Source organism: Pseudacidovorax sp., from assembly GCF_017991995.1.
In the GTDB taxonomy this organism is placed as follows: Bacteria; Pseudomonadota; Gammaproteobacteria; order Burkholderiales; family Burkholderiaceae_C; genus Xenophilus.
The window spans coordinates 102,594-126,980 of the sequence record NZ_JAGOPN010000009.1; the positions used below are offsets into that span (position 1 = coordinate 102,594).

The following is a 24,387-nucleotide window of genomic DNA, read 5'->3' on the forward strand; positions in this document are numbered from 1 at the left end:
AGGCCCCCGTGCATGGCCCGTCAGGCGCTCACAGCGCCCGCGTGGCCCGCTCCGGTACGTAGCGGTCCGCCTGCACGTCGGGCGTCACGCCGTGGGTGAACACCTCTTCGGTGATCGGCAGGAAGCCTTCGTTCCAGTCCAGCCACTGCTGCCGCAGCCGCGCGAACACCTCAGGCTGGCGCTCGCGCAGGTTGGCACGCTCGCGCGGGTCGATCGCCACGTCGAACAGAAACTCGTTGTCGTTGATCTTGAGGTACTTCCAGTCGCCATCGCGCACCGCGCGCTGGGCCTGCGCCTTGTAGCGCCAGTACAGCGTGCGCGGATGCGCGGGCGCCTGGCCTTCGAGCACCGGCAGCAGGTTCTCGCCGTCGCTTGGATAGTCGGGATGCGGCGCAGCGCCGGCGGCGGCCAGCAGGGTCGGCAGCCAGTCGGCGGTGATGGCCACCTGGTCCTGCACCTGCGGCGCGATGCGGGCCGGCCAGCGCAGCAGCGTGGGCACGCGCAGACCTCCTTCGAGCAGCTCGGTCTTCTGGCCCACCAGCGGCCAGGTCTTGGAGAAGCGCTCGCCGCCGTTGTCGCTGGTGAAGACGACGATCGTGTCGCGCGCCTGGCCCGTCTGCTCCAGCGCCGCCAGCACCTGGCCGATGGCGGCGTCCAGCGCCTCGACGATCTCGCCGTACTTGCGCAGGCTGCCGCCGTCGTAGTGGAAGAGGTCGCGCAGCTCGCGCGACACCGCTTCGTCGCCCGGTCCTTCCCAGGGCCAGTGCGGGGCGGTGAAGTGCAGCGAGAGGAAGAAGGGCCGCGCCTGGCCGGCCCGGCCGCGCACATAGGCCTCGGCCTCGTCGGCCAGCACCTGGGTGTAGTAGCCCACGCGCTCGACCGGCACCTCGCCCTCCCACAGGTCGGTGGGCACGGCGTCGCCCACGCCCGGCTTGTGGGTGAAGTAGTCCACCGCGCCGCCCAGGTTGCCGAAGAAGCGGTCGTAGCCGCTGCGCAGCGGCCCGAAGGCCGGCGGATGGCCCAGGTGCCACTTGCCGATGAGCGCCGTGTCGTAGCCCTGGCCCTTGAGCAGCGAGGGCAGCGTGGGGTGCTCGGGCGGCAGCCCATGCACATGGCCGCTGCGGGCGATGGGCTCCTCAAGGCCGCCGCGCAGCCGGTACTGGTAGCGCCCCGTGATCAGCGCGAAGCGCGTCGCCGAGCACACGGCCGAGTTGGCATAGGCCTGGGTGAAGCGCACGCCCTCGCCAGCCAGGGCGTCCAGGTGCGGCGTGGCGAAGTCGGTGGCGCCATAGACGCCGAGGTCCGCCCAGCCCAGGTCGTCGGCCAGGATGAACAGGATGTTGGGCGCGGCGCGGCTCATCGGGACGCGGTCGTGGCAGCGCGCGCGCTGGCGGCGCTGGTGGGCGTCCAGAAGCCTTCGAGCTTCAGTTCCTTGAGTGCCTGGTTGACGAAACGCGCATCGGCCCAGGTCTTGGGGTCGAAGCTCTGGCGCACGATGCCGGCGGCCTTGGCGCCCTCGATCACGTCGTCGAAGTGCGCCACGTAGCCTTCGTCCAGCAGCGGCGAATAGCGGGACTTGACGTCGGTGCCCTCGAACTCGCTCGAGAAGAGCTGCACCGGCAGCCCGCTGATGTCGGCGAAGCGCTGGAACAGCGCGTCGCGGGCGATGGCGCCGCTGCTGGCCGCATGCGCCTGCTGCACCAGCACCTTGACGATGCGGGTCAGCGCCTCGGGATGCTGGGTGGCGAAGGCGTCCGTGGCGATCACGGTCGAATGGATGGCGTACAGGTCGCCCCGGCCCTTGGTGCTGACCGGGATGTCGGCCGTGCCCGCCAGCTTGAGCAACTGCAGGTCCGAGCCGCCGAAAGTGGCGTCGATGTCCTTGCTCACCAGGGCGGCCTTGGAGGTGGGCCAGTCGAGGTTGGTGAAGCGCACGTCCTTCTCGGTCAGGCCTTCGGCCTTGAGCAGCCGGTCGAAGGGCAGCTGGTAGGCGGTGCCGCGCAGCACGGCCACGCGCTTGCCCTTCAGGTCCTTGAAGCCCTGGATGTTGCTGCCCAGCGCCGTCGCCAGGTAGCTGTTGGCGCCGCGGCCGGAGGCGGCCACCAGCCGGGTCTTGAGGCCGCTGGCGCGGCCGATGACGGCCGCCAGGTCGCCCAGGAACACCACGTCGAGCTGGCCGGTGGCGATGCCCTCGTTGATGGCGGGACCGGCGCCCTTGAAGAACTTCCACTCCACCTGCACGCCGTCCCTGGCGAATTCGGCCTCGATGGCCTTGGCCGCATAGGCGAGCGAAACCGGGCCGGCGCCCGCGAAGGACTTGCCCTGGCTGCCCTGCTCGGGCGCAGCCAGGCGGATGACCTTGGGCAGGGCCGCGTTCTGGGCGTGGGCGAAGGGCAGCGCCGTGGCGGCGATGGCGAGGGCGCTGGCGGCCACGAGTCGGCGGCGGCGGAGGGAGGCAGTGGTCATGCGGATGCGATCTGCGGGAGCGATGAGGAAGGAAGGAGCAACAAGCGCTCAGGCGGTGGCCGTGGCCTCGTCGACCACGGCGGCGCGGGTGGTCTGCGTGGTGGGCGTGGTGCCGAAGGCATTGAAGGTCACGCGCTGCGTCACCCGGCGGTGCGGCCAGTAGTCGGTCAGGGCGTAGTGCTGGGTGCTGCGGTTGTCCCACACGGCGATGCCGTGGGGCTCCCACTTGTGCTGGTAGACGAATTCGGGCTGCACGATCCATTCGCGCAGGAATTCGAGCAGCCCGCGCCCTTCGCGGAAGTGCACGCCATCGATGTGCCGGGTGAAGTTCTCGTTGACGAACAGCACCTTGCGCCCCGATTCGGGATGCACCTGCACCACCGGCCGCGACACCGGCGGGTACTTGCGCAGCGCATCGGTCAGGCCCTGCAGGCCGGCGTACTTCTCCAGCGCCTGGCGCCAGCCGCTGATCTCCCAGGTGTGGGTGGCCGTCAGGCCTTCGAGATAGGCCTGCAGGCCGGGCGACAGGGCCGCGAAGGCCTTGCTCAGGCTGGCCCAGGCGGTATTGCCACCCTGGGCCGGCAGCTCGGTGATCTGGATCACCGTGCCGTTGGGCGGCTGCGGCAGCCAGGTGAGGTCGCTGTGCCAGATGTTGATCTCGGGCGGGCGCTTCTCGTCGAACTCGATCACCTCGACGAAGGGATGGCCGTCCTTGCGCGGGAAGAAGGCGCCGGGCGCCAGCTCGCCGAAGACGGCGGCCAGTGCCACGTGCTGCTCGGGCGTGAGCGGCTGGGCGGGGAAGAACAGCACCTCGAAGTCCAGCAGCGCCTGCTGCAGCTCGGCGCGCACCTCGGGGCCGATGGGCTGCGTCAGGTCCACGCCCTCGATGCGCGCCGCGAAGTTGGGCTGCTGCGGCTGCGGCCGGATGTGGCGGTAGCGGCCGGCGATGTCGACGGGCTCGATGCGGACGGGAAATTTCTGGACGGACATGGACCTCTCCTGTTGACGAAACGAATCAGGCCGCGAGAGCGACTTCGCCTTCGGCCTCGGCGGGACCGGCGAACTCGGCCAGCACGGCATCCTTGATCTGCACGAAGGCCAGGTCGGCGCGGCGCCGCGGATGGGCCAGCGGCACCGGCACCACGCGCTGGATGCGCCCGGGCCGCGGCGCCATCACCACCACGCGGTCGCCGAGGAAGACGGCTTCTTCCACGTCGTGCGTGACGAGCACCGTGGTGATGCCCTCGGCCTGCCAGATGCGCTGCAGCTCCTGCTGCAGGTGCGCGCGGGTCATGGCGTCGAGCGCGCCGAAGGGCTCGTCCAGCAGCAGCACCTCGGGCCGGCTCACCAGGGCGCGCGCAATGGCCACGCGCTGCGACATGCCGCCCGACAGCTGGTGCGGCCAGGCGCGCTCGAAGCCGCGCAAGCCCACCAGGGCGATGTGGTCGGCCACCTGCCGCGCCTTCTGCGATTCGGTCAGCGGGGCGTTGATCAAGCCCAGCGCCACGTTGTCCTGCACCGTGAGCCAGGGAAAGAGCCGGTGCTCCTGGAACACGATGCCGCACTCCAGGCCCGTGCCGGCGATGGGGCGGCCGTCGAGCAGAAGCTCGCCGTCGAAGCCGGCCTCCAGCACCACGATGAGCCGCAGCAGCGTGGACTTGCCGCAGCCGCTGGTGCCGACGATGCTGACGAATTCGCCGGGCGCGATGTCCAGCGAGATGTCCTGCAGCACGGGCAGCGGCTGGCCCTCGACCTCGTACTGCTTGGAGAGATGGCGGATGGCCAGCGTGCCGGCCTCGGAATGGCTCATGGGGAACCCGGATCGAAGAAGAGGAAGGGAATGGACGCCGTCACTGGAAGCGCGCGACGGACTGCCCGCGCCAGGCGAGCAGGCGCCGCTCGATGCGGGTGGCGATCCAGTTCAGCGCAAAGCCGACCAGGCCGACCACCACGACGCCGAAGAGCACCAGGTCCATCTTGAAATGCTCGCGGCCGTCGATCATGGTGTTGCCGATGCCCTGGCCCGACACGAGCAGGTACTCGGCGCCCAGCGTGGCCAGCCACGCATAGATGAGCGCCAGGTGGATGCCCGCGAAGATCGACGGCGTCGCGCCCGGCAGCACCACCCGCCACAGCAGCTGCCAGCGCGTGAAGCCCAGCACCCGCGCCACCTCCACCAGCTCGCGCGGCACGCTGCGGATGCCCTCGTAGGTGTTGAGCACCACCGGGAAGAAGGCCGCCAGCGACAGGAAGGCCACCTTGGCGGCGTCGCCCAGGCCGAACCAGACGGAGATCAGCGGAATCCACGCGAACAGCGAGATCTGCTTGAGCGTGTGGAAGCTGGGGCCCAGGGCCCGTTCGGCCGGCCGCGAGAGGCCCAGCAGCAGGCCGAAGACCAGCCCGCCACCGGCGCCGATGGCAAAGCCCACCAGGTCGCGCCACAGGCTCGCGCCCAGCGCCACGCGCAGCTCGCCGCTGGCGGTGTAGTCGACCGCGCGCTGCCACACGGCCTGCGGCGACACCAGCAGCGGCGAGTCGATCCATTTGAACTGCACGGCCGCCCACCAGATCAGCAGCAGCGCCAGGGGCAGCACCCAGCCGCGCAATGCGGCGGGCACGGGATGGCCGTCGACACGCGTGGCGACGGGAACGTTGTTGTCGGTCGGTCGTGCCATGCTCAGAACCCTGGACGGCGCCAGCGTGTCAGGCGCGATTCCACCGCCGCCAGCAGCCGGTCGAGCGCAAAGCCCACCACACCGACCACCACCACGGCCGCCAGCACCACGTCGAGCTGGAACAGCTGCCGCCCATAGACGATGAGGAAGCCGATGCCCTCGCTCGATGCCAGCAGCTCCACCACGACCAGCGCCAGCCAGGCATGGGTGAAGCCGTAGCGGATGCCATTCCAGATGGGCGCGAAGGCCGCCGGGAACACCACCTTGGACAGCAACTGCCAGCGGGTGAAGCGAAGCACGCGCGCCACCTCGATGTAGCGGGTGGGCACGCCCTGGATGCCCTTGAAGGTGTTGAGCGCCACCGGCACCAGCGCCGCCTTGGCGATCAGCAGCACCTTGAGCGTCTCGTCGATGCCCACCAGCAGCATCAAGAGCGGCAGCCAGCCCAGCACCGGAATCTGGCTGAAGGCCTTGAAGAAGGGGTAGACGTAATCCTTGAAGCGCGGCGACAGGCCCATCGCCACGCCCAGCGGCAGGCCGATGGCCGTGCCGGCCGCGAAGCCGGCCAGCACGCGGGCCAGGCTCACGCCCAGGTGCGGCCACAGCTCGCCGGTGCGAACCAGGCCGACCAGCGTGACCCAGACCGCGGCGGGCGCCGGCAGCACCTGCGGGGCCACCCAGGCCCGGTCGGCCGCCACCCACCAGAGCAGCAGGACCGCGAGCGGAAAGGGCCAGCCGGCGAGGCGCAGCGCCAGGGCCTTCAGCCGCTGGCGCCACACCGACGTCGCCGGCACGGGCGGCGCTGCCAGGGGAAGCTGAAGGGCAGGCGTGCTCATGGCAGGCAAAGGTGCAGGAAGGCCATCGCTCACGCGAGCCCCGATGCCGCGGCCTCCTGCACCTTGATGGGCTTCGGAATGAGCTTGAGCGCGTAGAAGGTGTCGGCGATCTGCTGCTGCTCGGCCAGGATGGCGCGGGTGATGGGGCCGGTGCCGAACTGCACGCGAGCAAAGGTGGTGTCCACCACCGGCTTGGGCAGGCCCCAGATGGCCGCCAGCTCGGCCGAGAAGGCATCGCGGTTGGCCGCGCCCCAGCTGTCGATGCGGGAGATCTCCTCGATCAGCACCTTGGTGATGTCGCGGTTCTTCTCGGCATAGGGCAACGACGAGAAGTAGTAGGCCCGGTTGCCCACCACGCCCGTGGCATCGGCCAGGATCCGGCCGCCCAGCGTCTTTTCGGCGGCGGCGAGGAAGGGGTCCCAGATCACCCAGGCGTCGATGGAGCCCTTCTCGAAGGCCGCCCGCGCATCGGCCGGCGGCAGGAAGACCGACTGCACGTCGCCGTAGGCCAGGCCGTTCTTCTCGAGCAGCTTGACCAGGAAGTAGTGGACGTTGCTGCCCTTGTTGTAGCCCACGCGTTTGCCCTTGAGGTCCGCCACGCTGCGGATGGGCGAATCCTTGGGCACCAGCACGGCCTCCGACGCGGGCCGCGGCACCGTGGCCGCCACATAGGCCAGCGGCGCACCAGCGGCCTGGGCAAAGATCGGCGGCGCCTCGCCGACATCGCCGAAGTCGATGGAGCCGACGTTGAGCGCCTCCAGTTGCACCGAGCCGGCCGTGAATTCGGTCCAGCTCACCTTGACGCCCAGCGGCGCGAGCCGCTGCTCCAGCGTGCCGCGGGCCTTGAGCAGGCTGAGGATGCCCTTCTGGTTGCCGATGCGCAGCGCGCGCGACGCGGACTGGGCGAAGGCGGGTGCACCCGCGAAGGCCACGCCGCCCGCAGCGGCAGTGCCCACCTGCAGCAGGCGACGGCGGGAAAGGGGAAGCGGGAAAGTCATGTCGGAACAGGCGCTCGCAGCAAGGAAGGGATGCGGATTCTTGGGCCGCCTGCCCTGCATGGGAAACGCGCAGTTCTCAGGTCCTTATTCGCAAAGCGAGCAAGGGCCGGTCAATCCCTCCCAAGCCGATGTGCCGACCCGACGCCTCTACGCGCGGAACACGTCTTCAGCCATCTCGTCGAGCCTTTCCTTCACCGCTCGCCAGTTCGGCATGTGCCGGTCCAGCGTTCGGTAGAACCTGGCGCTGTGGTTATGGTGCAGCAGGTGGCACAGCTCATGGAGCAGCACGTAGTCGATGCACTCCCGTGGCGTCTTCACCAGCAGGGGGTTCAGCGTGATGCGGCCAGACGGTGAACAGCTTCCCCATTGCACCGTCATGAACTGCAGGCGTGTCTGTGGAAGCTGCCTGACCCATCGGAGGGGATCGGCGACCGCTGCCAACCGCTCAGCGAACACCTCCCGCGCGCGCTGCCGATACCAGGCGTCCAGCGCGGCCCTGATCCGGGCCGGCACAGGCTCGGGCGTCGTTACGGCGATGAACGCGCCGCGCATCCGGGCCTCTGCTTTGGCCTCTGCATCGACCACCACCTTCAGGCGATAGCGTCGCCCCAGATAGTGCAGCGATTCACCGCTCACGTACTCGCGGGGCAGAACATGGGCCAACCGTGCCCTCGCGGCATGCACATGCTGGCTGATCCAGCGCGCCCGCTTCTTCACCGCCGTCAGCACATCCGCTAGAGCGGCGCTGTCCGGTGCATCCACCAGCACGCGGGCGTCCGGCTCTACATGGATGGCAACCCGCGTCACGGCGCGCGACGGTTGACGGCGCAGACTGAAGTCGATGATCTCGTCGCCGTAGGGGATGCGGTGCTGCGAGACGCGTTCCGTTACTTGCATGTTCAAGGCTTGCTCAATCCGACACGCGTGATCTGGATGACTTGTTCGACCACCTGTTTGGCGTTGTCCAGGCCGAGCGCGTCGAACAACAGCGGCAGCAGGCCCTTGCGGATGGCCGCCTCGATGTTCTGGGGATTGAGCGAGTTCTCGGCCACGGCATCGCGCACGATGGTGTCCATGGTGATCGCGTGTTGCACCCGCATGTCCTGGGCCTCGGCGCTCATCGCGGCAAAGGCCTCCTCCCCCTCGACCAGGCGCATCGCGCCGAAGTAGGCCCTGGCATGCGGCTTGTCTGCCAGCGCGTCGGGCATGTCCGGGGTTGCACGCGCCTCCAGCTTGTCCTCGAAGGACTTGAACAGCGCGTACTGCTTCAGCGGATGGTCGAACATGGCCTCCGCTTCGGCGATGGCCTGGCGCAGCAGTTCGCCGAACACCTTCTGCGCATAGGGGTCGTCCGCCAGCTCCTGCTCGATGGTCTTGCGCAGTCGGGTGCGGATCATGTCCGTCTCGTTGCGCGTCTTGTCCGCGGACCAGTCCTGTGGGTCTTCTGCTTGCCCCAACTGGTGCACCAGATAGACGCCTTCCGGTTCGCGCACTTCGGTGCCGATGACCTGTCTGTCCACCAGCTTGCGGATCTGCTCTTCGTAGACGCTGTAATCGACCGTCTCCATGGCATCGCGGCGGGCGGTCTGGCGCAGCTCGGCGAAGAAGCGCAGGTCGGCCTTGTACCGGGCGATCTGCGCCTCGGAAAAGCGCGGGTCCTCGAAGAAGCTGCGGGACGAGAGCGCCGTCTGCAAGCAAAGCCCGAAGGCGGTCACTGCGGCATAGTAGTCGTCCCGCAGCTTCTGTCGCTCGTCGTACTCTTCGCCGCCGCCGTCCTTCACGAATTTCGGTGCCAGCAGCTGCCGGTACTGCTCGCGGTCGAGCTTGTTGGTCAGCCCCATGTGGTCCTTGCTCGCATCGGCGCGGCTGTAGATCACCTCGGCCGCGGTCTGCCCGTGGATGGCCCAATGCAGCTTGTTCTGCACGGTGGCAAAGAAGCGCTGGGTGGCCTGGGACTGGCGGTCGTAGTCGACGGCCGTGGCGTAGATGTCGGTGATCTTCTGATAGAACTTGCGCTCGGAAAGACGGATCTCCCGGATGCGCTGCAGCTGCTCTTCGAAGTACTGCTTCGTCAGGATGGAGCCGTCGTTCTTCAGGCGCTCGTCGTCCATCGCGAAGCCCTTGATGGTGAAGGACTCGACGATGCCACTGGCCCACTTGCGGAACTGCACCGCGCGCTCGGAGTTGACCTTGTAGCCCACGGCGATGATGGCGCCCAGGCTGTAGTGCAGGGTGTCGTAGTTCTTGCCGTCGGAGGCAGTTATCCGGAATTTCCGGATAACTGCCTCTTCCTGCAGCTCGCGGTCGGCAAAGACTTTCTTCAGGTGCTCGTTGATCGTGCGGACGTTCACGTCGTAGAGCTGCGCCATCATCTTCTGGGTCAACCAGACGTTTTCATCCGCATAGAGGGCCTCGACGCCGCCCTGGCCCGCCGCGGCCACGAAGGTCAGGTACTCCGCCGCCGATGAACGCGTGATGGCAGGCAGCGACTTCGCGAGCCTGGCCTTCGCCTTGCCGGCGGCGCCGGCTGGCTTATTCATAGCCCAGCTCCTTCAGGTAGACGCTCATCTGCGCTTCCAGCCGGGCCAGCTCGCCCTTGAGCTGCTCGCGCTCCCTGCGCACGGCCATCAGGTCGATTTCGGCCTCTTCCTCGAAGGTGTCCACGTAGCGTGGGATGTTGAGATTGAAGTCGTTCTCGGCGATTTCGGCCGGCGAGGCAAGGTAGGCGTACTTGTCCACGCTCTGCCTTGCAGCAGCCGTGGTCAGGATGCGCTGCAGATCGGCTTCGCGCAGCAGGTTCTGGTTCTTCCCCGCCTCGAAGTCACGGCTAGCGTCGATGAACAGCACCTTGTCGTCGGCCTTGTTCTTGCGGAACACCAGCACGGCGGCGGGGATGCCGGTGCCGTAGAACAGCTTTTCGGGCAGGCCGATCACCACGTCGAGCAGGTTCTCTTCGATCAGTCGCTGGCGAATGCGGCCCTCGGCCGCACCACGGAACAGCACGCCATGCGGCACCACCACCGCCATGCGGCCGGTACCGGTTTTCATGGTCTCGATCATGTGCAGGATGAAGGCGTAGTCGCCCTTGGTACGCGGCGGCACGCCCCGGCGGAAGCGGCTGAACTTGTCGGCATCGGCCCCGTCGAAGCCCCACTTCTCCAGGCTGAACGGCGGGTTGGCCACCACGATGTCGAAGTGCTTGAGGCTGGCCTTGCCGTCGAGCAGCTTGGGATTGCGGATGGTGTCGCCCCATTCGATGCGGTGGTTGTCCTCGCCATGCAGGAACATGTTCATCTTGGCCAGCGCCCAGGTGCTGCCGATGGCTTCCTGCCCATAGAGCGCGTACTTGCGTGAGCCGGTGTTCTGGCGGATCAGGCGGCCGCACTTCATCAGCAACGAGCCGGAGCCGCAGGTGGGGTCGCAGATTTCATCGCCTTCTTGCGGCGCCATCAGCCGCGCCATGAGCGTGGAGACTTCGGGCGGGGTGTAGAACTCCCCCGCCTTCTTGCCGCTGGTGGAGGCGAAGTTCTTGATGAGGAACTCGTAGGCATTGCCGATCACGTCGAGCTGGCCGACGCGGCTGGGGCGCAGGTCCAGCGCCGGCTTGGCGAAGTCTTCCAGCAGGTGGCGCAGGATGTCGTTCTTCTGCTGTTCGTCGCCCAGCTTGTTGGAGTTGAAGCTGATGTCCTGGAACACATCGCGCAGCTTGGTGATGTTGGCGTCTTCGATGGCGTCGAGGGCCTTGTCGATGCGCTCGCCGTTGCCCGGACTGTGACGCCGGTTGTAGAGGGCATAGAAGCTGGCGCGGGCCGGCAGCACGAAGCGCTCGTTCTTGAGCATTTCCTCGATCAGCTCGGGGTGGTCGCCATACTGCTTCTTGTAGTCGTCGTAATGGTCTTGCCAGACATCCGACACGTACTTGAGGAAGAGCATGGTCAGGACGAAGTCCTTGTAGATGCTCGGATCCACCGTGCCGCGGAAGGTGTCGCAGGCTGCCCAGACGGCGGCGTTGATGTCGTCCTGGCTGACCGGGGCGATGGTGCTGAGGGTGTCGTTCACAAGATGGCTTTCCGGGGTGTTCAGTGAGCGGGCTGGGCGGCTTGCGCCAGACCTTCTGCAAGCGCATGGAGTTGCCGCTCGCGATTGCGGATGAGTTGGTGAAGGGTGCGGCGCTCTTGGCGGGCCAGGTCTGCCAGCGCCACGATGCGTTGTTGGTCTGCCATCGGCGGCACGCTCAGCGCGAGCGATTCCAGCACGGGGCGGCGGATGCTCAGCTGGCTGCTGCCCTCGGCGGCTTGTTGCAGCTGACGCTGGAACGGCGGCTGGTTGATCTGCCATGCCAGGAAGGCCGGCAGCAGTGCGGCCCCACGCAGCACCTGAAGCAGAAAGAAGTGCGGGCTGCACACGGCGGCGCCTGGCGGCTCCTCGATGCAGACGGCATAGAACCGTGCACCCCTGGCGACGAAGAGGACGTCGCCGGCCTTGAGCCAGCCCGGCTGCTTGCGTCCGGCGAGGGAGGTGCGGATGACGCCCGACCAGTTCACGCCGTGGTCGGGATCGACGTCTTTCATCTGCACAGCCAGGGTGCCGCCGTTCGCCGACTCCTCGATGGAGCCACGGAAGGGGTACCCGCCTTGCAGCGAGGCCAACCCGCCAACGGTTGAAAGATTTGCATCAATCGGCATGATGCAGATCATAGGTCCATTCGCTGAGCCCCGGGAATTTGCATCACCGCCAATGATGCATTTTCCACCGTGGCTGCGCGCTGCCCGGTGCCACCCTGCGCCCTTGCTCGCTTCGCGCATGAGCAAACTCGCTTTCCGCCTTAGACGATTCCCTTGTTAGCAAGCGAGAACTCTGTCGTTCCCGCATCGAAGGTGCGTCCCTAGAGTCATGCCCATCGCCACCGCACCGGTGGCCCCGACCTGACACCCTGGCCATGACCGCCCACGCCCTTCTCGACGACGCCCATTCGCTTCTCCAGGAATTCGACATCCGGCCGCTGCCCGGCAGTTTTGCCGCCGAGGTGGTCGGACTCGATCTCGGCCGGCCAATCCTGGACGAGGACTTCGCCCGCCTGCGGCGCGCCCATCTGGCGCATCCGGTGCTCGTCTTCCGCGACCAGCGCATCACGCCGGCCCAGCACGTGGCGTTCAGCCGCCGCTTCGGGCCGCTGCAGATCCATGTGCAGAAGAAGTTCCAGCTCGCCGGCCATCCCGAGGTGCTGATCGTCTCCAACATCAAGGAGAACGGCGCGCCCATCGGGCTGGGCGATGCCGGCCACTTCTGGCACTCGGACCTGTCGTACAAGGAAAAGCCCAGCCTCGGCTCGCTGCTGCATGCGCAGGTGCTTCCGGCCGAAGGTGGCGACACGCTCTTCGCCGACCAGCATGCCGCCTGGGACACGCTGCCCGAGGCGCTGAAGGCCCGCGTGGCCACGCTGCAGGCCGAGCACAGCTACCTGGCCAAGTACGAGGAGCTGCGGGCCCGCAGCCCCTGGCGTCCGGCCCTCACGGCCGCGCAGCTCGACGAGGTCAGGCCCGTCGTGCATCCAGTGGTGCGCACCCACCCCGAGACGGGCCGCAAGGCGCTCTTCGTCAGCGAGCACTTCACGACCCGCATCGTGGGCCTGCCCGAGGACGAGAGCCAGGCCCTGCTGGCCGAGCTGTTCACCCACAGCACGCAGCCCGCGTTGCAGTACCGCCATCAATGGCAGCCGCACGACATGGTGTTCTGGGACAACCGCTCGGTCACGCACCTGGCCGCCGGCACCCCCGACCACCTGCCGCGCAAGCTCTACCGCACCACGATCGAGGGCGACCAGCCCTTCTGATCACCCTGGCGGCCCGACGGCCGCCTCGCCCGGGCGACACGGACAGGAAGACGACCACGGGTCCGGCTTCCGCAGAAATCCCGCGCCCACCACATCCTGGAGAGGAAGCCCATGACACCCATCACCCGCCGCCTGGCCGCCCTGCTCACCGCTGCCGGCCTGGCCACCGCCTCGCTGGCCGCCCATGCCGAGGGCCAGATCCGCATCGCCCAGCAGTTCGGCATCGTCTACCTGCTGCTGAACGTGGCGCAAGAGCAGAAGCTCATCGAGAAGCACGCGAAGGCCGCAGGCATCGACGCCAAGGTCGAGTTCCTGCAGCTGTCGGGCGGCTCGGCGGTCAATGACGCGCTGCTGTCGGGCAGCATCGACGTCGCGGGCGCCGGCGTCGGCCCGCTCTTCACGCTGTGGGACCGCACCAAGGGCCGCCAGAACGTCAAGGGCGTGGCCTCGCTGGGCAACTTTCCCTACTACCTGGTCACCAACAATCCGAACGTGAAGTCCATTGCCGACTTCACCGACAAGGACCGCATCGCGCTGCCGGCCGTCGGCGTGTCGGTGCAGTCGCGCGTGCTGCAGCTGGCCTCGGCCAAGCTGTGGGGCGACAAGGACTTCGCGCGGCTGGACAAGATCAGCGTCGCGCTGCCGCACCCGGATGCCGCCGCGGCCATCATCAAGGGTGGCACCGAGATCACGGGCCACTTCGGCAACCCGCCCTTCCAGGAGCAGGAACTGGCCGGCAACCCCAACGCCCGCATCGTGCTCAATTCCTACGACGTGCTCGGCGGCCCCTCGTCGGCCACGGTGCTGTACGCCACCGAGAAATTTAGGGCCGAGAACCCCAAGACCTACAAGGCCTTCGTCGCCGCGCTGGACGAGGCGGCCCAGTTCATCCGCAGCCAGCCCGAGCAGGCGGCCGACATCTACCTGAAGGCCAGCGGCACCAAGACCGACCGCGCGCTGCTGCTGAAGATCATCAGGAACCCCGAGGTGCAGTTCAAGACCGAGCCGCAGAACACGCTGGCGCTGGGCCAGTTCATGCACCGCGTGGGCGCCATCAAGAACCAGCCGCAGTCGGTGAAGGACTATTTCTTCGACGACGTGCTGAACGCGCAATCGAACTGAGATGGCCGTGCTGAATCGACGCGACATCCTGAAGACGGGCGCCGCCGCTGCGCTCGGCCTGGGCGCCATGGCGGCCCGCGCCGAAGGGCGCATCCGCATCGCGCAGCAGTTCGGCATCGGCTACCTGCTGCTGGACGTGGTGCGTGACCGCAAGCTGATCGAGAAACACGCCAAGGCACTGGGTGTGCCCGTGGTCGAGGTGGAGTGGTCCTCCATCTCCGGCGCCACGGCCATGAACGAGGCCCTGCTGGCCGGCTCGCTCGACATCGTCTCGGCCGGCGTGCCGCCCATGCTCACGATGTGGGACCGCACGAAGGGCCGCCAGAACGTCAAGGCCGTGGCCGCGCTGGGCGCGTTGCCCAACTACCTGCTGAGCAACAACCCGCAGGTGCGCACGCTGAAGGACCTGGGTCCCAAGGACCGTATCGCGGTGCCTGCGGCCGGCGTGGGCTTCCAGTCGCGCGTGCTGCAGATCGAGGCCGCGCGCGTCTTCGGCCGCGAGAACTTCAAGCGCCTGGACGACATCTCCGTGAGCCTGCCGCATCCGGATGCGACGGCCGCGCTCATCAAGGGCGGCTCGGAGATCAACACGCATTTCTCCAGCGCGCCCTTCTACTACCAAGCCCTGGCCGCCAACCCGGCGGTGCACAAGGTGATCAGCAGCTACGAGATCCTCGGCGGGCCGGCCACCTTCAACGTGCTCTACACCACGCAGAAGTACCGCGACGAGAACCGCCTGGTCTACAAGGCCTTCTACAACGCGCTGGTGGAGGCCGAGCAGATCGTGAAGGCCGACAAGGCCGCCGCGGCCGACATCTTCATCCGCGTGCAGAACTCCCGGCTCGACCCGGCCCTGGTGCGCCGCATCGTGCAGGACCCGGAGAACGACTTCACCGTCTCGCCGCAGCGCAGCCAGGTCTATGCCGACGCGCTGTTCAAGCTGGGCGTGCTGCGCAACCAGGCGGCCTCGTGGAAGGACTTCTTCTTCGAGGAAGCGTGGAGCCGGCCGGGCAGTTGATGCTGCTGCCCACCCTGCCACCCACCCGCCCCCGGACGACCCGCGCCACCCTTTTCTCTTCGCCTCTGCCATGACCGCCGCTGCCACAGCCACCCTGCGTGCCGCGCCTGCGCCGGCCCGCGCCGCCGCCCCCCTTCCCCGAAGCCAGCCCGGCCGGCCCGCGGCCGACACCGCCAGCGCCGCCGCCCTGCTGCAAGTGCAGGGCGTGAGCCTGGAATACCGCACGCCCGAGCATGTGGTGCGCGCCACGCACCAGGTGAGCTTCGACGTGCATCAGGCCGAGCGCTTCGTGCTGCTGGGGCCCTCGGGCTGCGGCAAGAGCACGCTGCTCAAGGCCATCGCCGGCTTCATCCCGCCCGCCGAGGGCGAGATCCACCTGGACGGCCGACGCGTCCAGGGCCCCGGCCCGGACCGCATCGTCGTGTTCCAGGAATTCGACCAGCTGCCGCCGTGGAAGACGGTCAAACAGAACGTGATGTTCCCGCTGCTGGCCTCGCGTACGCTGGGCCGGCGCGAAGCCGAGGAGCGCGCCCTGCACTGGCTGGACCGTGTGGGCCTGGCCCGCTTTGCCGACGTGCATCCGCACCAGCTGTCGGGCGGCATGAAGCAGCGGGTGGCCATCGCCCGCGCGCTGGCCATGCAGCCGCGTGTGCTGCTGATGGACGAGCCCTTCGCCGCCCTGGACGCGCTGACGCGCCGCCGCATGCAGGAAGAGCTGCTGGCCCTGTGGGAAGAGCTGCGCTTCACCCTGCTCTTCGTCACCCACTCCATCGAAGAGGCGCTGGTGGTGGGCAGCCGCATCGCGCTGCTGTCGCCGCACCCGGGCCGCATGCGGGCCGAGATCAACAGCCACGGCTTCGACCTCGCCAGCCAGGGCAGCCCCGAGTTCCAGGCCACGGCCCAGCGCATCCACCATCTGCTGTTCGACACGCCGCCGCACGGCGCCGACCAAGGCCCCACGCCATGAGTGCCATCCTTCCCCCGCTGCCGCCCGTGCGGCCCGAGTACGAACACGCACTCGAACCCTTCACCGCCAGCGCCGTCGAACGGCCCCTGCCCTGGTCCACGCGGCTGTGGCGCCAGACCTGGCTGCGCAAGGGCCTGATCCTGCTGGCGCTGGCGCTGCTGTGGGAACTGCTGGCACGCTGGCAGGACAACGACCTGCTGCTGCCCACGGCCAGCGCCACCGCCCGCGCGCTCTTCGATGGGCTGGCCAGCGGCGAACTGATCGCCAAGACCGCCATCTCGCTGGGCGTGCTGGTGCAGGGCTATGCACTCGGGGTCGGGCTGGCCTTCCTGCTGACCTCGCTGGCGGTCTCCACCCAGCTGGGCCGCGACCTGCTGGGCACGCTCACCTCGATGTTCAACCCGTTGCCGGCCATCGCCCTGCTGCCGCTGGCGCTGCTGTGGTTCGGCCTGGGCCAGGGCAGCCTGATCTTCGTGCTGGTGCATTCGGTCCTCTGGCCGCTGGCGCTCAACACTTATGCCGGCTTCCAGGCCGTGCCCGAGACGCTGCGCATGGCGGGTCGCAACTACGGCCTGGGCGGGCTGCGCTACGTGCTGCAGATCCTGGTGCCGGCCGCGCTGCCGGCCATCCTGTCGGGCCTGAAGATCGGCTGGGCCTTCGCCTGGCGCACGCTGATCGCGGCCGAACTGGTGTTCGGCGCCAGCTCGGGCAAGGGCGGGCTTGGCTGGTACATCTTCCAGAACCGCAACGAGCTCTACACCGACCGCGTGTTCGCCGGCCTGGCGCTGGTGGTGATCATCGGGCTGCTGGTGGAAGGGCTGGGCTTCGCCACCCTGGAGCGCCTGACGGTGCGCAAGTGGGGGCAGCAGCGCTGATGACGGGCGCACGCGCCGAACCGTCGGCAACCGGGCGGGACGACCGCGTTGTCGGCCTGCGTGCCGCGGGCCCGGCCCGCGGCGAAGACCGCCTCACGGACAAGGGTTAACCCTTGCTCGTGGGCAAATAGATAGCTAGCTAACTATATTGGAGGGCATGTCCGATGCCGCCCTCCCCGCTTCCGCCGCCGATCCCGCCGAGCTGCGCAACCTCACCTTCACGCTCAGCCTGCTGCAGCGCGCCTATCGCGCCGCAGCCGACCGGGCGGTGGCGCACCTGGGCATCTCGCAGGCGGCCGGCTGGGCGCTGGTGACCATTGGCCGGCAGGGCGACGGCACCCGCCAGGGCGTGATCGCCGACCTGCTGGGCATCGAAGGCCCCACGCTGATCCGCACGCTGGACCAACTGGTGGGCGCCGGCCTGGTGGAGCGGCGCGAGGACCCGACCGACCGCCGCGCCCGCACGCTGCACCTGACCGAGTCCGGCGCCGAGATCCAGGCCCGCATCGAGGAAGCGCTCAATGCCCTGCGCACCGAGCTGTTCCAGGACATCCCCGCCGAGGACGTGCGCGCCTGCCTGCGCGTGTTCGGCACGCTCTGGACCCGCCTGGGCAAGGCCGACCGGGGCGGCGTCGCCTCGGAGTCCTGACATGCGCCTGCCCCGCCAGTTGCCGCGCTTCAGCGCGGCCGAGATGCTTTTTTCCGCGAAATGCTTCGGCGCCGCCATGCTCGCGATGACGGTGGCGAGCTGGGCCGGCCTGCCCCGGCCCTTCTGGGCGCTGATGACCACCTACATCGTGGCCAATCCGCTGGCCGGCGCGGTGCGCTCCAAGGCGGTGTTCCGCCTGCTCGGCACCCTGCTCGGCTGCGCGGCCACGCTGCTGCTGGTGCCGGCCCTGGTCGACGCGCCCGAGCTGCTCACGCTGGCGCTGGCCCTGTGGGTGGCGCTGTGTCTGTTCGTCTCGCTGCTCGACCGCACGCCCCGCTCCTACCTCTTCATGCTGGCCGGCTATTCGGCGGCGCTGATCGGCTTTCCGTCGGTGGGCGCGCCGCTGGGCGTGTTCGACACGGCCTCGGCCCGCGTGCAGGAGATCGCCATCGGCATCGTCTGCGGCACGCTGGTGCACAGCCTGGTGTGGCCGGTGAGCATGGCGCCCACGCTGGTCGGGCTGATGGACCGCACGCTGGCCGATGCCGGCGCCTGGCTGCGCGGCATGGTGCAGGCCGCGCCGAATGCCGACGCCGGCCGGCAGGCCGCGCGCCGCAAGCTGGCGGGCGATATCTCGCAGCTGCGCGTGATGGCCACGCATGTGCCCTTCGACACCAGCCACCTCAAGTGGACGGCGTCCGCCGTGCGGGCCCTGCAGCACGAGGTGGCGGCGCTCACGCCCTTCGCCTCGGCCGTGGACGACCGGCTGCAGGCCCTGCGCGATGCCGACGGGCGCCTGCCGGCCGACGTGGAACGCACCGTGGGCGAGGTGCTCGCCCGCCTGGCCGACAGCGGCCGCACGGCGCCCGGCAGCACGCCCACGCCCCTGCCCGACGCTGCGTTGGCCGAACTCCACGCCGCCGCCCGGAGCCTGGGCGCAACCGCAACCGCGGCCGAGCCCGATGCCTGGGGGCTGGCCCTGCGCACCGGCCTGGCCGTGCGGCTGGAAGCCCTGATCGACGCCTGGGCCGCCTGCGTGCAGTTGCGCCAGCAGATCGACGCCGGCCTGGCCGGCCGCCCGGTGCCGCTGCCTGCGACCACCGGCCGCGCCGCACCGGCGGCGCGCGACGTGCTGCACCGCGACGTGGGCATGGCCGCCTGGTCCGCGCTGGCGGCGGCGCTGGCCATCTGCCTGTGCTCCGCCTTCTGGATCTTCACCGGCTGGCCCGGCGGCTCCGCCATGGCCATGATGGCGGCCGTCTTCTGCTCCTTCTTCGCGGGCATGGACGACCCGGCGCCGTCGATCTACGCCTTCCTCAAGGTGCTGCTGCTGTCGCTGCCGCTGGCGGCCCTGTACGTGCTGGTGCTGATGCCCCTGGTGGTGGACCTGCCCACGCTGGCCCTGGTGTGCGCCCCGGCCTTCCTGGTGCTGGGCGTCTACCTGGGCCGGCCGGCCACCTTCATGAAGGCGATGGCGCTGCTGCTGTCGGGCGTGATCGGCACGCTTTCGCTGCACGACACCGGCCAGGCCGACTTCGCCAGCTTCGTCAACGCCATGATCGGCCAGGTGCTGGGCGTGGCCGCGGCGGCCGTGGTGACGGCGCTGGTGCGTTCGGTGAGCGCCGACTGGGGCGCACGCCGCATCCAGCGCATGACCTGGCGCGAACTGGGCCGCCTGCCGCGGCAGGCCGACGACGCGCAGGCGCGGCTGCATGCGGCACGCGTGCTCGACCGCATCGGCCTGCTGGCGCCGCGCATCGCGCAGGCCGGCGGCACGGTGGACGGCGTGAATGCCGACGACGCGCTGGTGGACCTGCGCATCGGCACCGACCTGCATGCGCTGCGCCGCCATGCCGCGCTGCTGCCGGGCCGGCTGGGGCCGGACATCCTGGCGCAGGTGGCGCGGCTGTTCCGCGAGCATCCCGCCGGCCTGACCACCGGCCAGGCCGCGCAGGACCGCCCGGCCCTGGCCCGGCGCATCGACGAAGGCCTGCAGGCGCTGCTGCCTTCCGGCACGTCGCCCCCTGGGCCCGACCTGGCAGCCGATGCCGCCGACGGGCGCCGCGCGCTGCTGGCCGCCCTCGTCGGCCTGCGCCGCAACCTCTATCCCACGCGGCCCTGGCCGGCCGCGCCTTCAACCCTCCAGGAAGTCCCCGCATGACCGGCGAAGCCACGTTCTATGGCGTCTACGTCCCCTGGCTGCTGGTGCTGGCCGTGGTGGCCTGGGGCCTGTGCTGGGGCGCACGCCGCCTGCTCGGCGCCCTGGGCGTCTACCGCTGGGTCTGGCATGCCGCCCTGTTCGACACCGCGCTCTATGTGCTGATCCTCTTTCTGCTGAGCCGACTGACGGCCGCCCAAGGATTCCTCTCATGACAACGACTTCAACGACAACGACGACACGCAGCCGCGCCCTGGCGGCCCAATCCGCCCGGGTGCTACTGACGCTCGGCATGGTGGCCCTGGCCGTCTGGGCCGGCCTGCGCCTGTGGGACCACTACGAACTCGCGCCCTGGACGCGCGACGGCCGCGTGCGCGCCAACGTCGTGCAGGTGGCGCCCGACGTGTCGGGCCTGGTGAGTGCCGTGCGCGTGCAGGACAACCAGGCCGTCAAGGCCGGCGAGGTGCTGTTCGAGATCGACCCGGCGCGCTTCGCCCTCGCCGTGCAGCAGGCGCGCGTGGGCGTGCAGTCGGCGCAGGTGAGCCTGGCGCAGGCCCGCCGCGAGGACGCCCGCAATGCCAGCCTGTCGGACCTGGTGCCGCGCGAGCTGCGCGAGCAGTCCCGCACCCGGGTCGATGCGGCGGCCGCTACCCTGGCACGCGCCGAGGTCGAGCTGCACACGGCCGAGCTCAACCTGCAGCGCGCCACGGTGCGGGCGCCGGTCGATGGCTGGGTCACCAACCTGGAGTTGCGCACCGGCGCCTACGCCGCCGCCGGCCGCGGCGCCATGGCCGTGGTGGACCGCGGCTCCTTCTACGTCGAAGGCTATTTCGAGGAGACCAAGCTGGCCCGCATCCACCCCGGCGACGCCGTGCGCGTGACGCCCATGGGCAGCCGCGTGCCGCTGGCCGGCCGGGTGCAGAGCATTGCCGCCGGCATCGCCGACCGCGACCGCTCCACCGGCGCCAACCTGCTGCCCAGCGTCAACCCCACCTTCAACTGGGTGCGGCTGGCGCAGCGTGTGCCGGTACGGGTGCAGCTGGACGCGCAGCCGGACGCAACGGGCCTGGTGGCGGGCCAGACCGTGCTGGTCGAGGTGGTGGCGCAAGGCGATGCCGCGGCGGCGCACGGCACGGCGACCCACGCGCGCGAACACGCCCCTGCGGCCGACGCCGGGGCCGCCCTGGCCGCCCCGCAGGACCAGGGCCATGCCGCTCCGGCCACGGCGGGCCACGGTGATCGCGCCCAAGGGGGACGGGCATGACCCGGCGCCCCGACCGTACGGCCGCCGCCTTCGGCCGACGCGCACCCGCCCTGCTGGGTGCGCTGCTGCTGGCCGGCTGCGGCAGCCTGGCCGTGGGCCCCGACTATCAAGTGCCGCCACAGGCCGCAGTGCAAAACCCGGCCGCGGCCCAGCCTTTCCAGGAGGCGCAGGCCCCGGGCGCCCAGGCCGCCGTCTCGGCCGAGCCGTTGCCGGCACGCTGGTGGCACCTGTTCCGCGACCCGACGCTCGACACGCTGGTGCAGGAAGCGCTCGCCCACAACACTGACCTGCGCGTGGCCGCCGCCAATCTGGAACGCCAGCAGGCCACCCTGGCCCAGGTGCGCGCCGAGGAACAGCCGCAGCTGTCGGTGTCCGGCGGGCCGGCCTTCGGCCATGTCTCGGGACTGTCGGAACTGGCGCCCGGCGTCAGCCCACCCGACCAGTTCGCCTACAGCCTGGGCGCGGGCCTGTCGTACCAGGTCGACGTGGTCGGCGAGCTGCGCCGCGCGGCCGAGGCGGCGCACGCCGACACCGCGGCCGCCGCAGCCGCGGTGGACCTGGCCCGCGTCAATGCCGCGGCCGGTACCGCGCGCGCCTATGCGACCGCCTGCGCCACCGGCCAGCAGCTGAAGGTGGCCGAGCACTCCGTCGCCCTGCAGAAGGAACAGCTGGCCGTGGTGCAGCGGCTGCACGACGCCGGTCGTGCGGGCGCCACCGACCTCGCCCGCTCGCGCGCGCTGCTGGCCCAACTGCAGGCCGCGCCCCCCGCGCTGCGCGCGCAGCGCCAAGCCGCGCTGTACCAGCTGGCTGCCTGGCTGGGCCGCACGCCCGGTGCGCTGCCGGCCGAGGTGCAGCAGTGCGCCACCGTGCCCCAGGTGGCCGGCGCGCTGCCGGTGGGCGACGGCGCCGCCCTGCTGCGGCGCCGGCCCGACATCCGGCGCAGCGAACGGCAACTGGCCGCCGCCACGGCCCGCATCGGCGTGGCCACGGCCCAGCTCTATCCCAAGGTGTCGCTGGGCCTGTCGGCCAGCTCGTCCGGGCCGGCCGACGACTTCCTGGGCCGGGACACCTTCGCCTGGAACATCGGCCCGCTGATCCGCTGGAGCCTGCCCAACACCGGCGCCGCGCGCGCCCGCATCGCCGGGGCCGAGGCCTCGGCCCGGATGGCGCTGGCAAGCTTCGACGGCACCGTGCTGCAGGCGCTTCGCGAAACGGAGACCGCCCTGTCGGCCTACCGGCAGGAGCTGGTCGGCGTGGAGGCGCTCCAGCGGGCGCGCGACGACAGCGCGCAGGTCGCCAGCCAGGCACAGCGCCTGTACGTAGGCGGGCGCAGCGCCTACCTGGACACGCTGGATGCCCAGCGCTCGCTGGCCAGCGCCGAAGCCAGCCTGGCCGCCGCGCAGACGCGCGTGGCGCAGGAGCAGGTCGCCGTCTTCATGGCGCTGGGCGGTGGCTGGGAATGAGCCGGCCGGCGCCGCTCAGCGGACCGCCGCCATTTCCACGCCCAGGCGACGCATCGGGGAAGGAGCCAGCGGGGCAGTCCCGCCGGCCTGCGCAGAAGTACCCATGGCCAACGGTGCCCCGGAGGATGGGCCAACGGACCGATCCGACGTCGGCGCCCCCATGGGCGAGGGCCGCGGGTCGGCCGTGAACAAGGGGATGCGAACCGCGTCGCCAGCGGCGGCCTGAGGCGATTGCGCCGTCGGCGCCTGCGCCAAGGCCGCCGCGCTCACGCCCAGGGCCAGGGCGGCCAGCACACCGCTGCGCCATCGGACCGGCGACGCCCGCTCGCGCAGCAATGCAGTGCAGTGGGTGGGAATGTCGAAGTGCATGGCGACCTCCTGAGGCATGGCTGCGGAAATCGGGATGGGCCCTTTTGCGGCCGTCCAGGCACTGTCGAGCGCATCCAGGCACGCCCATGTCGGCAGCCCCAGTGGCACCCTGTAGGCCGCCGGGAGACACACCCTGTCGCCAAGTGCCAGGGCCGACGCCGGTCGCCAGGCATTTAGACTCGCCAGCTTCCCCTCACAACAAGGCGCCCCCGAGGCGCCCGTACTCCTCCATGACAGCACGTGCCTCGAGCGTCGAAGCACTGGAAGCCGAAATCGCGCGCCTCACCCAGGAGCGCCGCGACCTCGAACGCCAGCAGCGGCAATTGCGGGTCGACGAACTCAAGGCCCTGGTCGACCACTTCGCCCAGCAGTTGGGCGCCGCCGGTTTCGGCCTGCAGGATGGCATCGACGCCCTGCAGGCGCGCGCCCGGCCGGCACCCCCGCCCGTCGAACAACCCGTGCGGCACTCGGTCATCAAGCCGGCACCCTTCGTGACGGCACCCAAGTCGCAGCCGCGCCCGCCGATGGACGCCGTGCACCTGCGCGCCCAAAGCGTGCTGGGCAGCGATGCCATCGACTGGCTCCAGCGGGCGCATCCGCTGCTGGGCGGCATGACACCGGCACAGATGGCCGCCACGCCGCGCGGCGAGGAAAAGGTGCTGGCCCTGCTGGCTGCCTACGCACGCGGCGCCTGAGGCACGCGTTTCGGCTTCCGGGCACCCGGGCCAGCAGCAGCCTGGCCCAGCTGGCGCAGCAGCTCGGCCCGCACGGCATCCGGCACCGCCGCGGCTTCAAGTGGAAAGCTGACCCGACAACCGCCGCGTCAGCTGTCTCGCCACCTCTGCCACCGCGCGCGCCGCGCTGTTTTCCCAAGCGCTGGACAGACGGTCCTGGTGATCTGTGACGGTGATTGCGAGCACCGGCCGGCCGTGCATGTCGAACACGGGGGCCGAAAAGGCATTCACCCCGGGGATGGGGCTGCCCACCGCGCGCACCACTCCACGTTGCCGCATCTCTTCGCGGATGCGCGCCAGTGCCGCTTCCCGTCCGTCGAACCCCGTGGCATCCATCCTGCCCAACGGGCCCGCAATGGCCTGCCGAAGCGTCTCGTCCGGCATGGCTGAGGCGAATGCACGCCCGGTCGCGGTGTCGAACAGGGACAGCACGCTGCCCACCCGCAGCGCCACATGCAGGGGCTGCCGGGCCTCGATGAGCCGAACGACGGTCGGGCCGAAATTGCCCCACACCGAAAGCGCAACAGCATGGCCGGTCTGCGCCGCGAGCTGCAGGACCGCCGGCTCCGCGGCCTTGAGCGGATCCAGCCGCTGAAGGCATGCCAGCCCGATCTTCAGGGCCGCCGGCCCCAGGTCGTACCGCCCGCTTGCATCCTGCTCGACGAGGCCCAGTCGCCCGTAGCTGACCAGGTACGGATGCGCACGCGACGGAGTGAGTCCGGCCAAGGCGGCCAGGTCCTTGAGGTTCATGGCGCCTTCGCCCTCGGCAAGTGTCAGCAGCAGCCGCCCGCCAACTTCGACGGATTGAACCGCGCGCTGGAGCTTGGCGTCGGGCTGTTCTTCAGAGGCGGGAGCCGCCGGCTTCTTCGTTCTCATGGAACAAACGAGTTTGACATACGCACACGACAACCGTACATTCTTTTCCAACAAATGAGTTCGCCCTTTGCGAATTCAAAGTCC

Annotated in this window: 24 protein-coding genes; 11 read left to right on the top strand and 13 right to left on the bottom strand. The window is 69.8% G+C overall.

Annotated elements, in window-relative coordinates; genetic code table 11:
- Positions 1-28: 28 nt before the first annotated feature.
- From KBC94_RS13890 to KBC94_RS13940, 11 genes are all read right to left on the bottom strand, one after another.
- Positions 29-1,360, bottom strand: coding sequence for a sulfatase-like hydrolase/transferase (locus tag KBC94_RS13890; protein WP_294370949.1), 1,332 nt, complete (start codon positions 1,358-1,360; stop codon positions 29-31).
- A complete protein-coding gene (locus tag KBC94_RS13895) occupies positions 1,357-2,466 on the bottom strand; it encodes an ABC transporter substrate-binding protein (RefSeq protein ID WP_294370951.1) in 1,110 nt (369 codons plus the stop codon). Before KBC94_RS13895 ends, KBC94_RS13890 begins: the two co-directional genes overlap by 4 nt.
- Before the next feature lie 48 nt (positions 2,467-2,514).
- Positions 2,515-3,456 (bottom strand): TauD/TfdA family dioxygenase, encoded by a 942-nt coding sequence (locus KBC94_RS13900; protein ID WP_294370954.1) that lies wholly within the window; start codon positions 3,454-3,456, stop codon positions 2,515-2,517.
- 25 nt (positions 3,457-3,481) lie between these two features.
- Positions 3,482-4,276 carry an ABC transporter ATP-binding protein gene (locus KBC94_RS13905; protein ID WP_294370957.1) on the bottom strand — a complete coding sequence of 265 codons (795 nt, stop codon included), beginning with the start codon at positions 4,274-4,276 and terminating at the stop codon, positions 3,482-3,484.
- A gap of 40 nt (positions 4,277-4,316) precedes the next feature.
- On the bottom strand, positions 4,317-5,141 hold the full coding sequence (locus KBC94_RS13910) for an ABC transporter permease (protein WP_294370958.1): 825 nt from the start codon (positions 5,139-5,141) through the stop codon (positions 4,317-4,319).
- A gap of 2 nt (positions 5,142-5,143) precedes the next feature.
- Positions 5,144-5,977, bottom strand: a complete 834-nt coding sequence (locus KBC94_RS13915) for an ABC transporter permease (protein ID WP_294370963.1) — start codon at positions 5,975-5,977, stop codon at positions 5,144-5,146.
- 29 nt (positions 5,978-6,006) lie between these two features.
- Positions 6,007-6,975, bottom strand: coding sequence for a sulfonate ABC transporter substrate-binding protein (locus KBC94_RS13920; protein ID WP_294370965.1), 969 nt, complete (start codon positions 6,973-6,975; stop codon positions 6,007-6,009).
- A gap of 147 nt (positions 6,976-7,122) precedes the next feature.
- A complete protein-coding gene (locus KBC94_RS13925) occupies positions 7,123-7,872 on the bottom strand; it encodes a SprT family zinc-dependent metalloprotease (protein ID WP_294371300.1) in 750 nt (249 codons plus the stop codon).
- Positions 7,873-7,874: 2 nt separating this feature from the next.
- Complete coding sequence (gene rhuM, locus KBC94_RS13930; protein WP_294370968.1) at positions 7,875-9,515, bottom strand: RhuM family protein; 1,641 nt, start codon at positions 9,513-9,515, stop codon at positions 7,875-7,877.
- Positions 9,508-11,034 carry a type I restriction-modification system subunit M gene (locus tag KBC94_RS13935; protein ID WP_294370970.1) on the bottom strand — a complete coding sequence of 509 codons (1,527 nt, stop codon included), beginning with the start codon at positions 11,032-11,034 and terminating at the stop codon, positions 9,508-9,510. Before KBC94_RS13935 ends, rhuM begins: the two co-directional genes overlap by 8 nt.
- Before the next feature lie 20 nt (positions 11,035-11,054).
- A complete protein-coding gene (locus KBC94_RS13940) occupies positions 11,055-11,672 on the bottom strand; it encodes a restriction endonuclease subunit S (protein ID WP_294370972.1) in 618 nt (205 codons plus the stop codon).
- A gap of 242 nt (positions 11,673-11,914) precedes the next feature.
- Here KBC94_RS13940 and KBC94_RS13945 point away from each other — a divergent pair, with 242 nt between their 5' ends.
- The 10 genes from KBC94_RS13945 to KBC94_RS13990 all read left to right on the top strand — a co-directional run bounded on the left by KBC94_RS13945 (position 11,915) and on the right by KBC94_RS13990 (position 22,324).
- Positions 11,915-12,808 carry a TauD/TfdA family dioxygenase gene (locus KBC94_RS13945; protein ID WP_294370975.1) on the top strand — a complete coding sequence of 298 codons (894 nt, stop codon included), beginning with the start codon at positions 11,915-11,917 and terminating at the stop codon, positions 12,806-12,808.
- 111 nt (positions 12,809-12,919) lie between these two features.
- Positions 12,920-13,930, top strand: a complete 1,011-nt coding sequence (locus tag KBC94_RS13950) for an ABC transporter substrate-binding protein (RefSeq protein WP_294370980.1) — start codon at positions 12,920-12,922, stop codon at positions 13,928-13,930.
- Between the two features lie 67 nt (positions 13,931-13,997).
- Entirely contained in the window at positions 13,998-14,948 is a 951-nt protein-coding gene (locus KBC94_RS13955; RefSeq protein ID WP_294371303.1) for an ABC transporter substrate-binding protein, read from the top strand.
- Positions 14,949-15,018: 70 nt separating this feature from the next.
- Positions 15,019-15,915, top strand: a complete 897-nt coding sequence (locus KBC94_RS13960) for an ABC transporter ATP-binding protein (RefSeq protein WP_294370983.1) — start codon at positions 15,019-15,021, stop codon at positions 15,913-15,915.
- On the top strand, positions 15,912-16,790 hold the full coding sequence (locus KBC94_RS13965; protein ID WP_017759172.1) for an ABC transporter permease: 879 nt from the start codon (positions 15,912-15,914) through the stop codon (positions 16,788-16,790). Before KBC94_RS13960 ends, KBC94_RS13965 begins: the two co-directional genes overlap by 4 nt.
- A 157-nt stretch (positions 16,791-16,947) precedes the next feature.
- Positions 16,948-17,439 carry a MarR family transcriptional regulator gene (locus KBC94_RS13970; protein ID WP_294370990.1) on the top strand — a complete coding sequence of 164 codons (492 nt, stop codon included), beginning with the start codon at positions 16,948-16,950 and terminating at the stop codon, positions 17,437-17,439.
- Between the two features lies 1 nt (position 17,440).
- The gene (locus tag KBC94_RS13975; protein WP_294370993.1) at positions 17,441-19,600 is read left to right on the top strand and encodes an FUSC family protein; all 2,160 of its coding nucleotides are present in this window, start codon (positions 17,441-17,443) and stop codon (positions 19,598-19,600) included.
- Positions 19,597-19,812, top strand: coding sequence for a DUF1656 domain-containing protein (locus tag KBC94_RS13980; RefSeq protein WP_017759557.1), 216 nt, complete (start codon positions 19,597-19,599; stop codon positions 19,810-19,812). Before KBC94_RS13975 ends, KBC94_RS13980 begins: the two co-directional genes overlap by 4 nt.
- Complete coding sequence (locus KBC94_RS13985) at positions 19,809-20,861, top strand: efflux RND transporter periplasmic adaptor subunit (RefSeq protein WP_294370998.1); 1,053 nt, start codon at positions 19,809-19,811, stop codon at positions 20,859-20,861. Before KBC94_RS13980 ends, KBC94_RS13985 begins: the two co-directional genes overlap by 4 nt.
- Positions 20,858-22,324 carry an efflux transporter outer membrane subunit gene (locus tag KBC94_RS13990; RefSeq protein ID WP_294371000.1) on the top strand — a complete coding sequence of 489 codons (1,467 nt, stop codon included), beginning with the start codon at positions 20,858-20,860 and terminating at the stop codon, positions 22,322-22,324. The genes KBC94_RS13985 and KBC94_RS13990 overlap by 4 nt, the downstream gene beginning before the upstream one ends.
- Before the next feature lie 15 nt (positions 22,325-22,339).
- Here KBC94_RS13990 and KBC94_RS13995 read toward each other — a convergent pair whose 3' ends face one another.
- Positions 22,340-22,711: a hypothetical protein gene (locus KBC94_RS13995; protein ID WP_294371003.1), complete on the bottom strand. Its 372-nt coding sequence runs from the start codon at positions 22,709-22,711 to the stop codon at positions 22,340-22,342.
- A 212-nt stretch (positions 22,712-22,923) separates the two neighbouring features.
- Between KBC94_RS13995 and KBC94_RS14000 the strand changes: the two genes are divergently transcribed.
- Complete coding sequence (locus KBC94_RS14000; protein ID WP_294371006.1) at positions 22,924-23,388, top strand: MbcA/ParS/Xre antitoxin family protein; 465 nt, start codon at positions 22,924-22,926, stop codon at positions 23,386-23,388.
- 96 nt (positions 23,389-23,484) lie between these two features.
- On the opposite strand, the gene KBC94_RS14005 is transcribed toward KBC94_RS14000, so the two are convergent.
- On the bottom strand, positions 23,485-24,303 hold the full coding sequence (locus tag KBC94_RS14005) for an IclR family transcriptional regulator (protein ID WP_294371009.1): 819 nt from the start codon (positions 24,301-24,303) through the stop codon (positions 23,485-23,487).
- Positions 24,304-24,387 lie beyond the last annotated feature (84 nt).

Coding starts and splice junctions, on each gene's coding strand:
- KBC94_RS13890 (WP_294370949.1), bottom strand. CDS start 1,360: ATGAGCCGCGCCGCGCCCAACATCCTGTTCATCCTGGCCGACGACCTG.
- KBC94_RS13895 (WP_294370951.1), bottom strand. CDS start 2,466: ATGACCACTGCCTCCCTCCGCCGCCGCCGACTCGTGGCCGCCAGCGCC.
- KBC94_RS13900 (WP_294370954.1), bottom strand. CDS start 3,456: ATGTCCGTCCAGAAATTTCCCGTCCGCATCGAGCCCGTCGACATCGCC.
- KBC94_RS13905 (WP_294370957.1), bottom strand. CDS start 4,276: ATGAGCCATTCCGAGGCCGGCACGCTGGCCATCCGCCATCTCTCCAAG.
- KBC94_RS13910 (WP_294370958.1), bottom strand. CDS start 5,141: ATGGCACGACCGACCGACAACAACGTTCCCGTCGCCACGCGTGTCGAC.
- KBC94_RS13915 (WP_294370963.1), bottom strand. CDS start 5,977: ATGAGCACGCCTGCCCTTCAGCTTCCCCTGGCAGCGCCGCCCGTGCCG.
- KBC94_RS13920 (WP_294370965.1), bottom strand. CDS start 6,975: ATGACTTTCCCGCTTCCCCTTTCCCGCCGTCGCCTGCTGCAGGTGGGC.
- KBC94_RS13925 (WP_294371300.1), bottom strand. CDS start 7,872: ATGCAAGTAACGGAACGCGTCTCGCAGCACCGCATCCCCTACGGCGAC.
- rhuM (WP_294370968.1), bottom strand. CDS start 9,515: ATGAATAAGCCAGCCGGCGCCGCCGGCAAGGCGAAGGCCAGGCTCGCG.
- KBC94_RS13940 (WP_294370972.1), bottom strand. CDS start 11,672: ATGATCTGCATCATGCCGATTGATGCAAATCTTTCAACCGTTGGCGGG.
- KBC94_RS13945 (WP_294370975.1), top strand. CDS start 11,915: ATGACCGCCCACGCCCTTCTCGACGACGCCCATTCGCTTCTCCAGGAA.
- KBC94_RS13950 (WP_294370980.1), top strand. CDS start 12,920: ATGACACCCATCACCCGCCGCCTGGCCGCCCTGCTCACCGCTGCCGGC.
- KBC94_RS13955 (WP_294371303.1), top strand. CDS start 13,998: ATGGCGGCCCGCGCCGAAGGGCGCATCCGCATCGCGCAGCAGTTCGGC.
- KBC94_RS13960 (WP_294370983.1), top strand. CDS start 15,019: ATGACCGCCGCTGCCACAGCCACCCTGCGTGCCGCGCCTGCGCCGGCC.
- KBC94_RS13965 (WP_017759172.1), top strand. CDS start 15,912: ATGAGTGCCATCCTTCCCCCGCTGCCGCCCGTGCGGCCCGAGTACGAA.
- KBC94_RS13970 (WP_294370990.1), top strand. CDS start 16,948: ATGTCCGATGCCGCCCTCCCCGCTTCCGCCGCCGATCCCGCCGAGCTG.
- KBC94_RS13975 (WP_294370993.1), top strand. CDS start 17,441: ATGCGCCTGCCCCGCCAGTTGCCGCGCTTCAGCGCGGCCGAGATGCTT.
- KBC94_RS13980 (WP_017759557.1), top strand. CDS start 19,597: ATGACCGGCGAAGCCACGTTCTATGGCGTCTACGTCCCCTGGCTGCTG.
- KBC94_RS13985 (WP_294370998.1), top strand. CDS start 19,809: ATGACAACGACTTCAACGACAACGACGACACGCAGCCGCGCCCTGGCG.
- KBC94_RS13990 (WP_294371000.1), top strand. CDS start 20,858: ATGACCCGGCGCCCCGACCGTACGGCCGCCGCCTTCGGCCGACGCGCA.
- KBC94_RS13995 (WP_294371003.1), bottom strand. CDS start 22,711: ATGCCTCAGGAGGTCGCCATGCACTTCGACATTCCCACCCACTGCACT.
- KBC94_RS14000 (WP_294371006.1), top strand. CDS start 22,924: ATGACAGCACGTGCCTCGAGCGTCGAAGCACTGGAAGCCGAAATCGCG.
- KBC94_RS14005 (WP_294371009.1), bottom strand. CDS start 24,303: ATGAGAACGAAGAAGCCGGCGGCTCCCGCCTCTGAAGAACAGCCCGAC.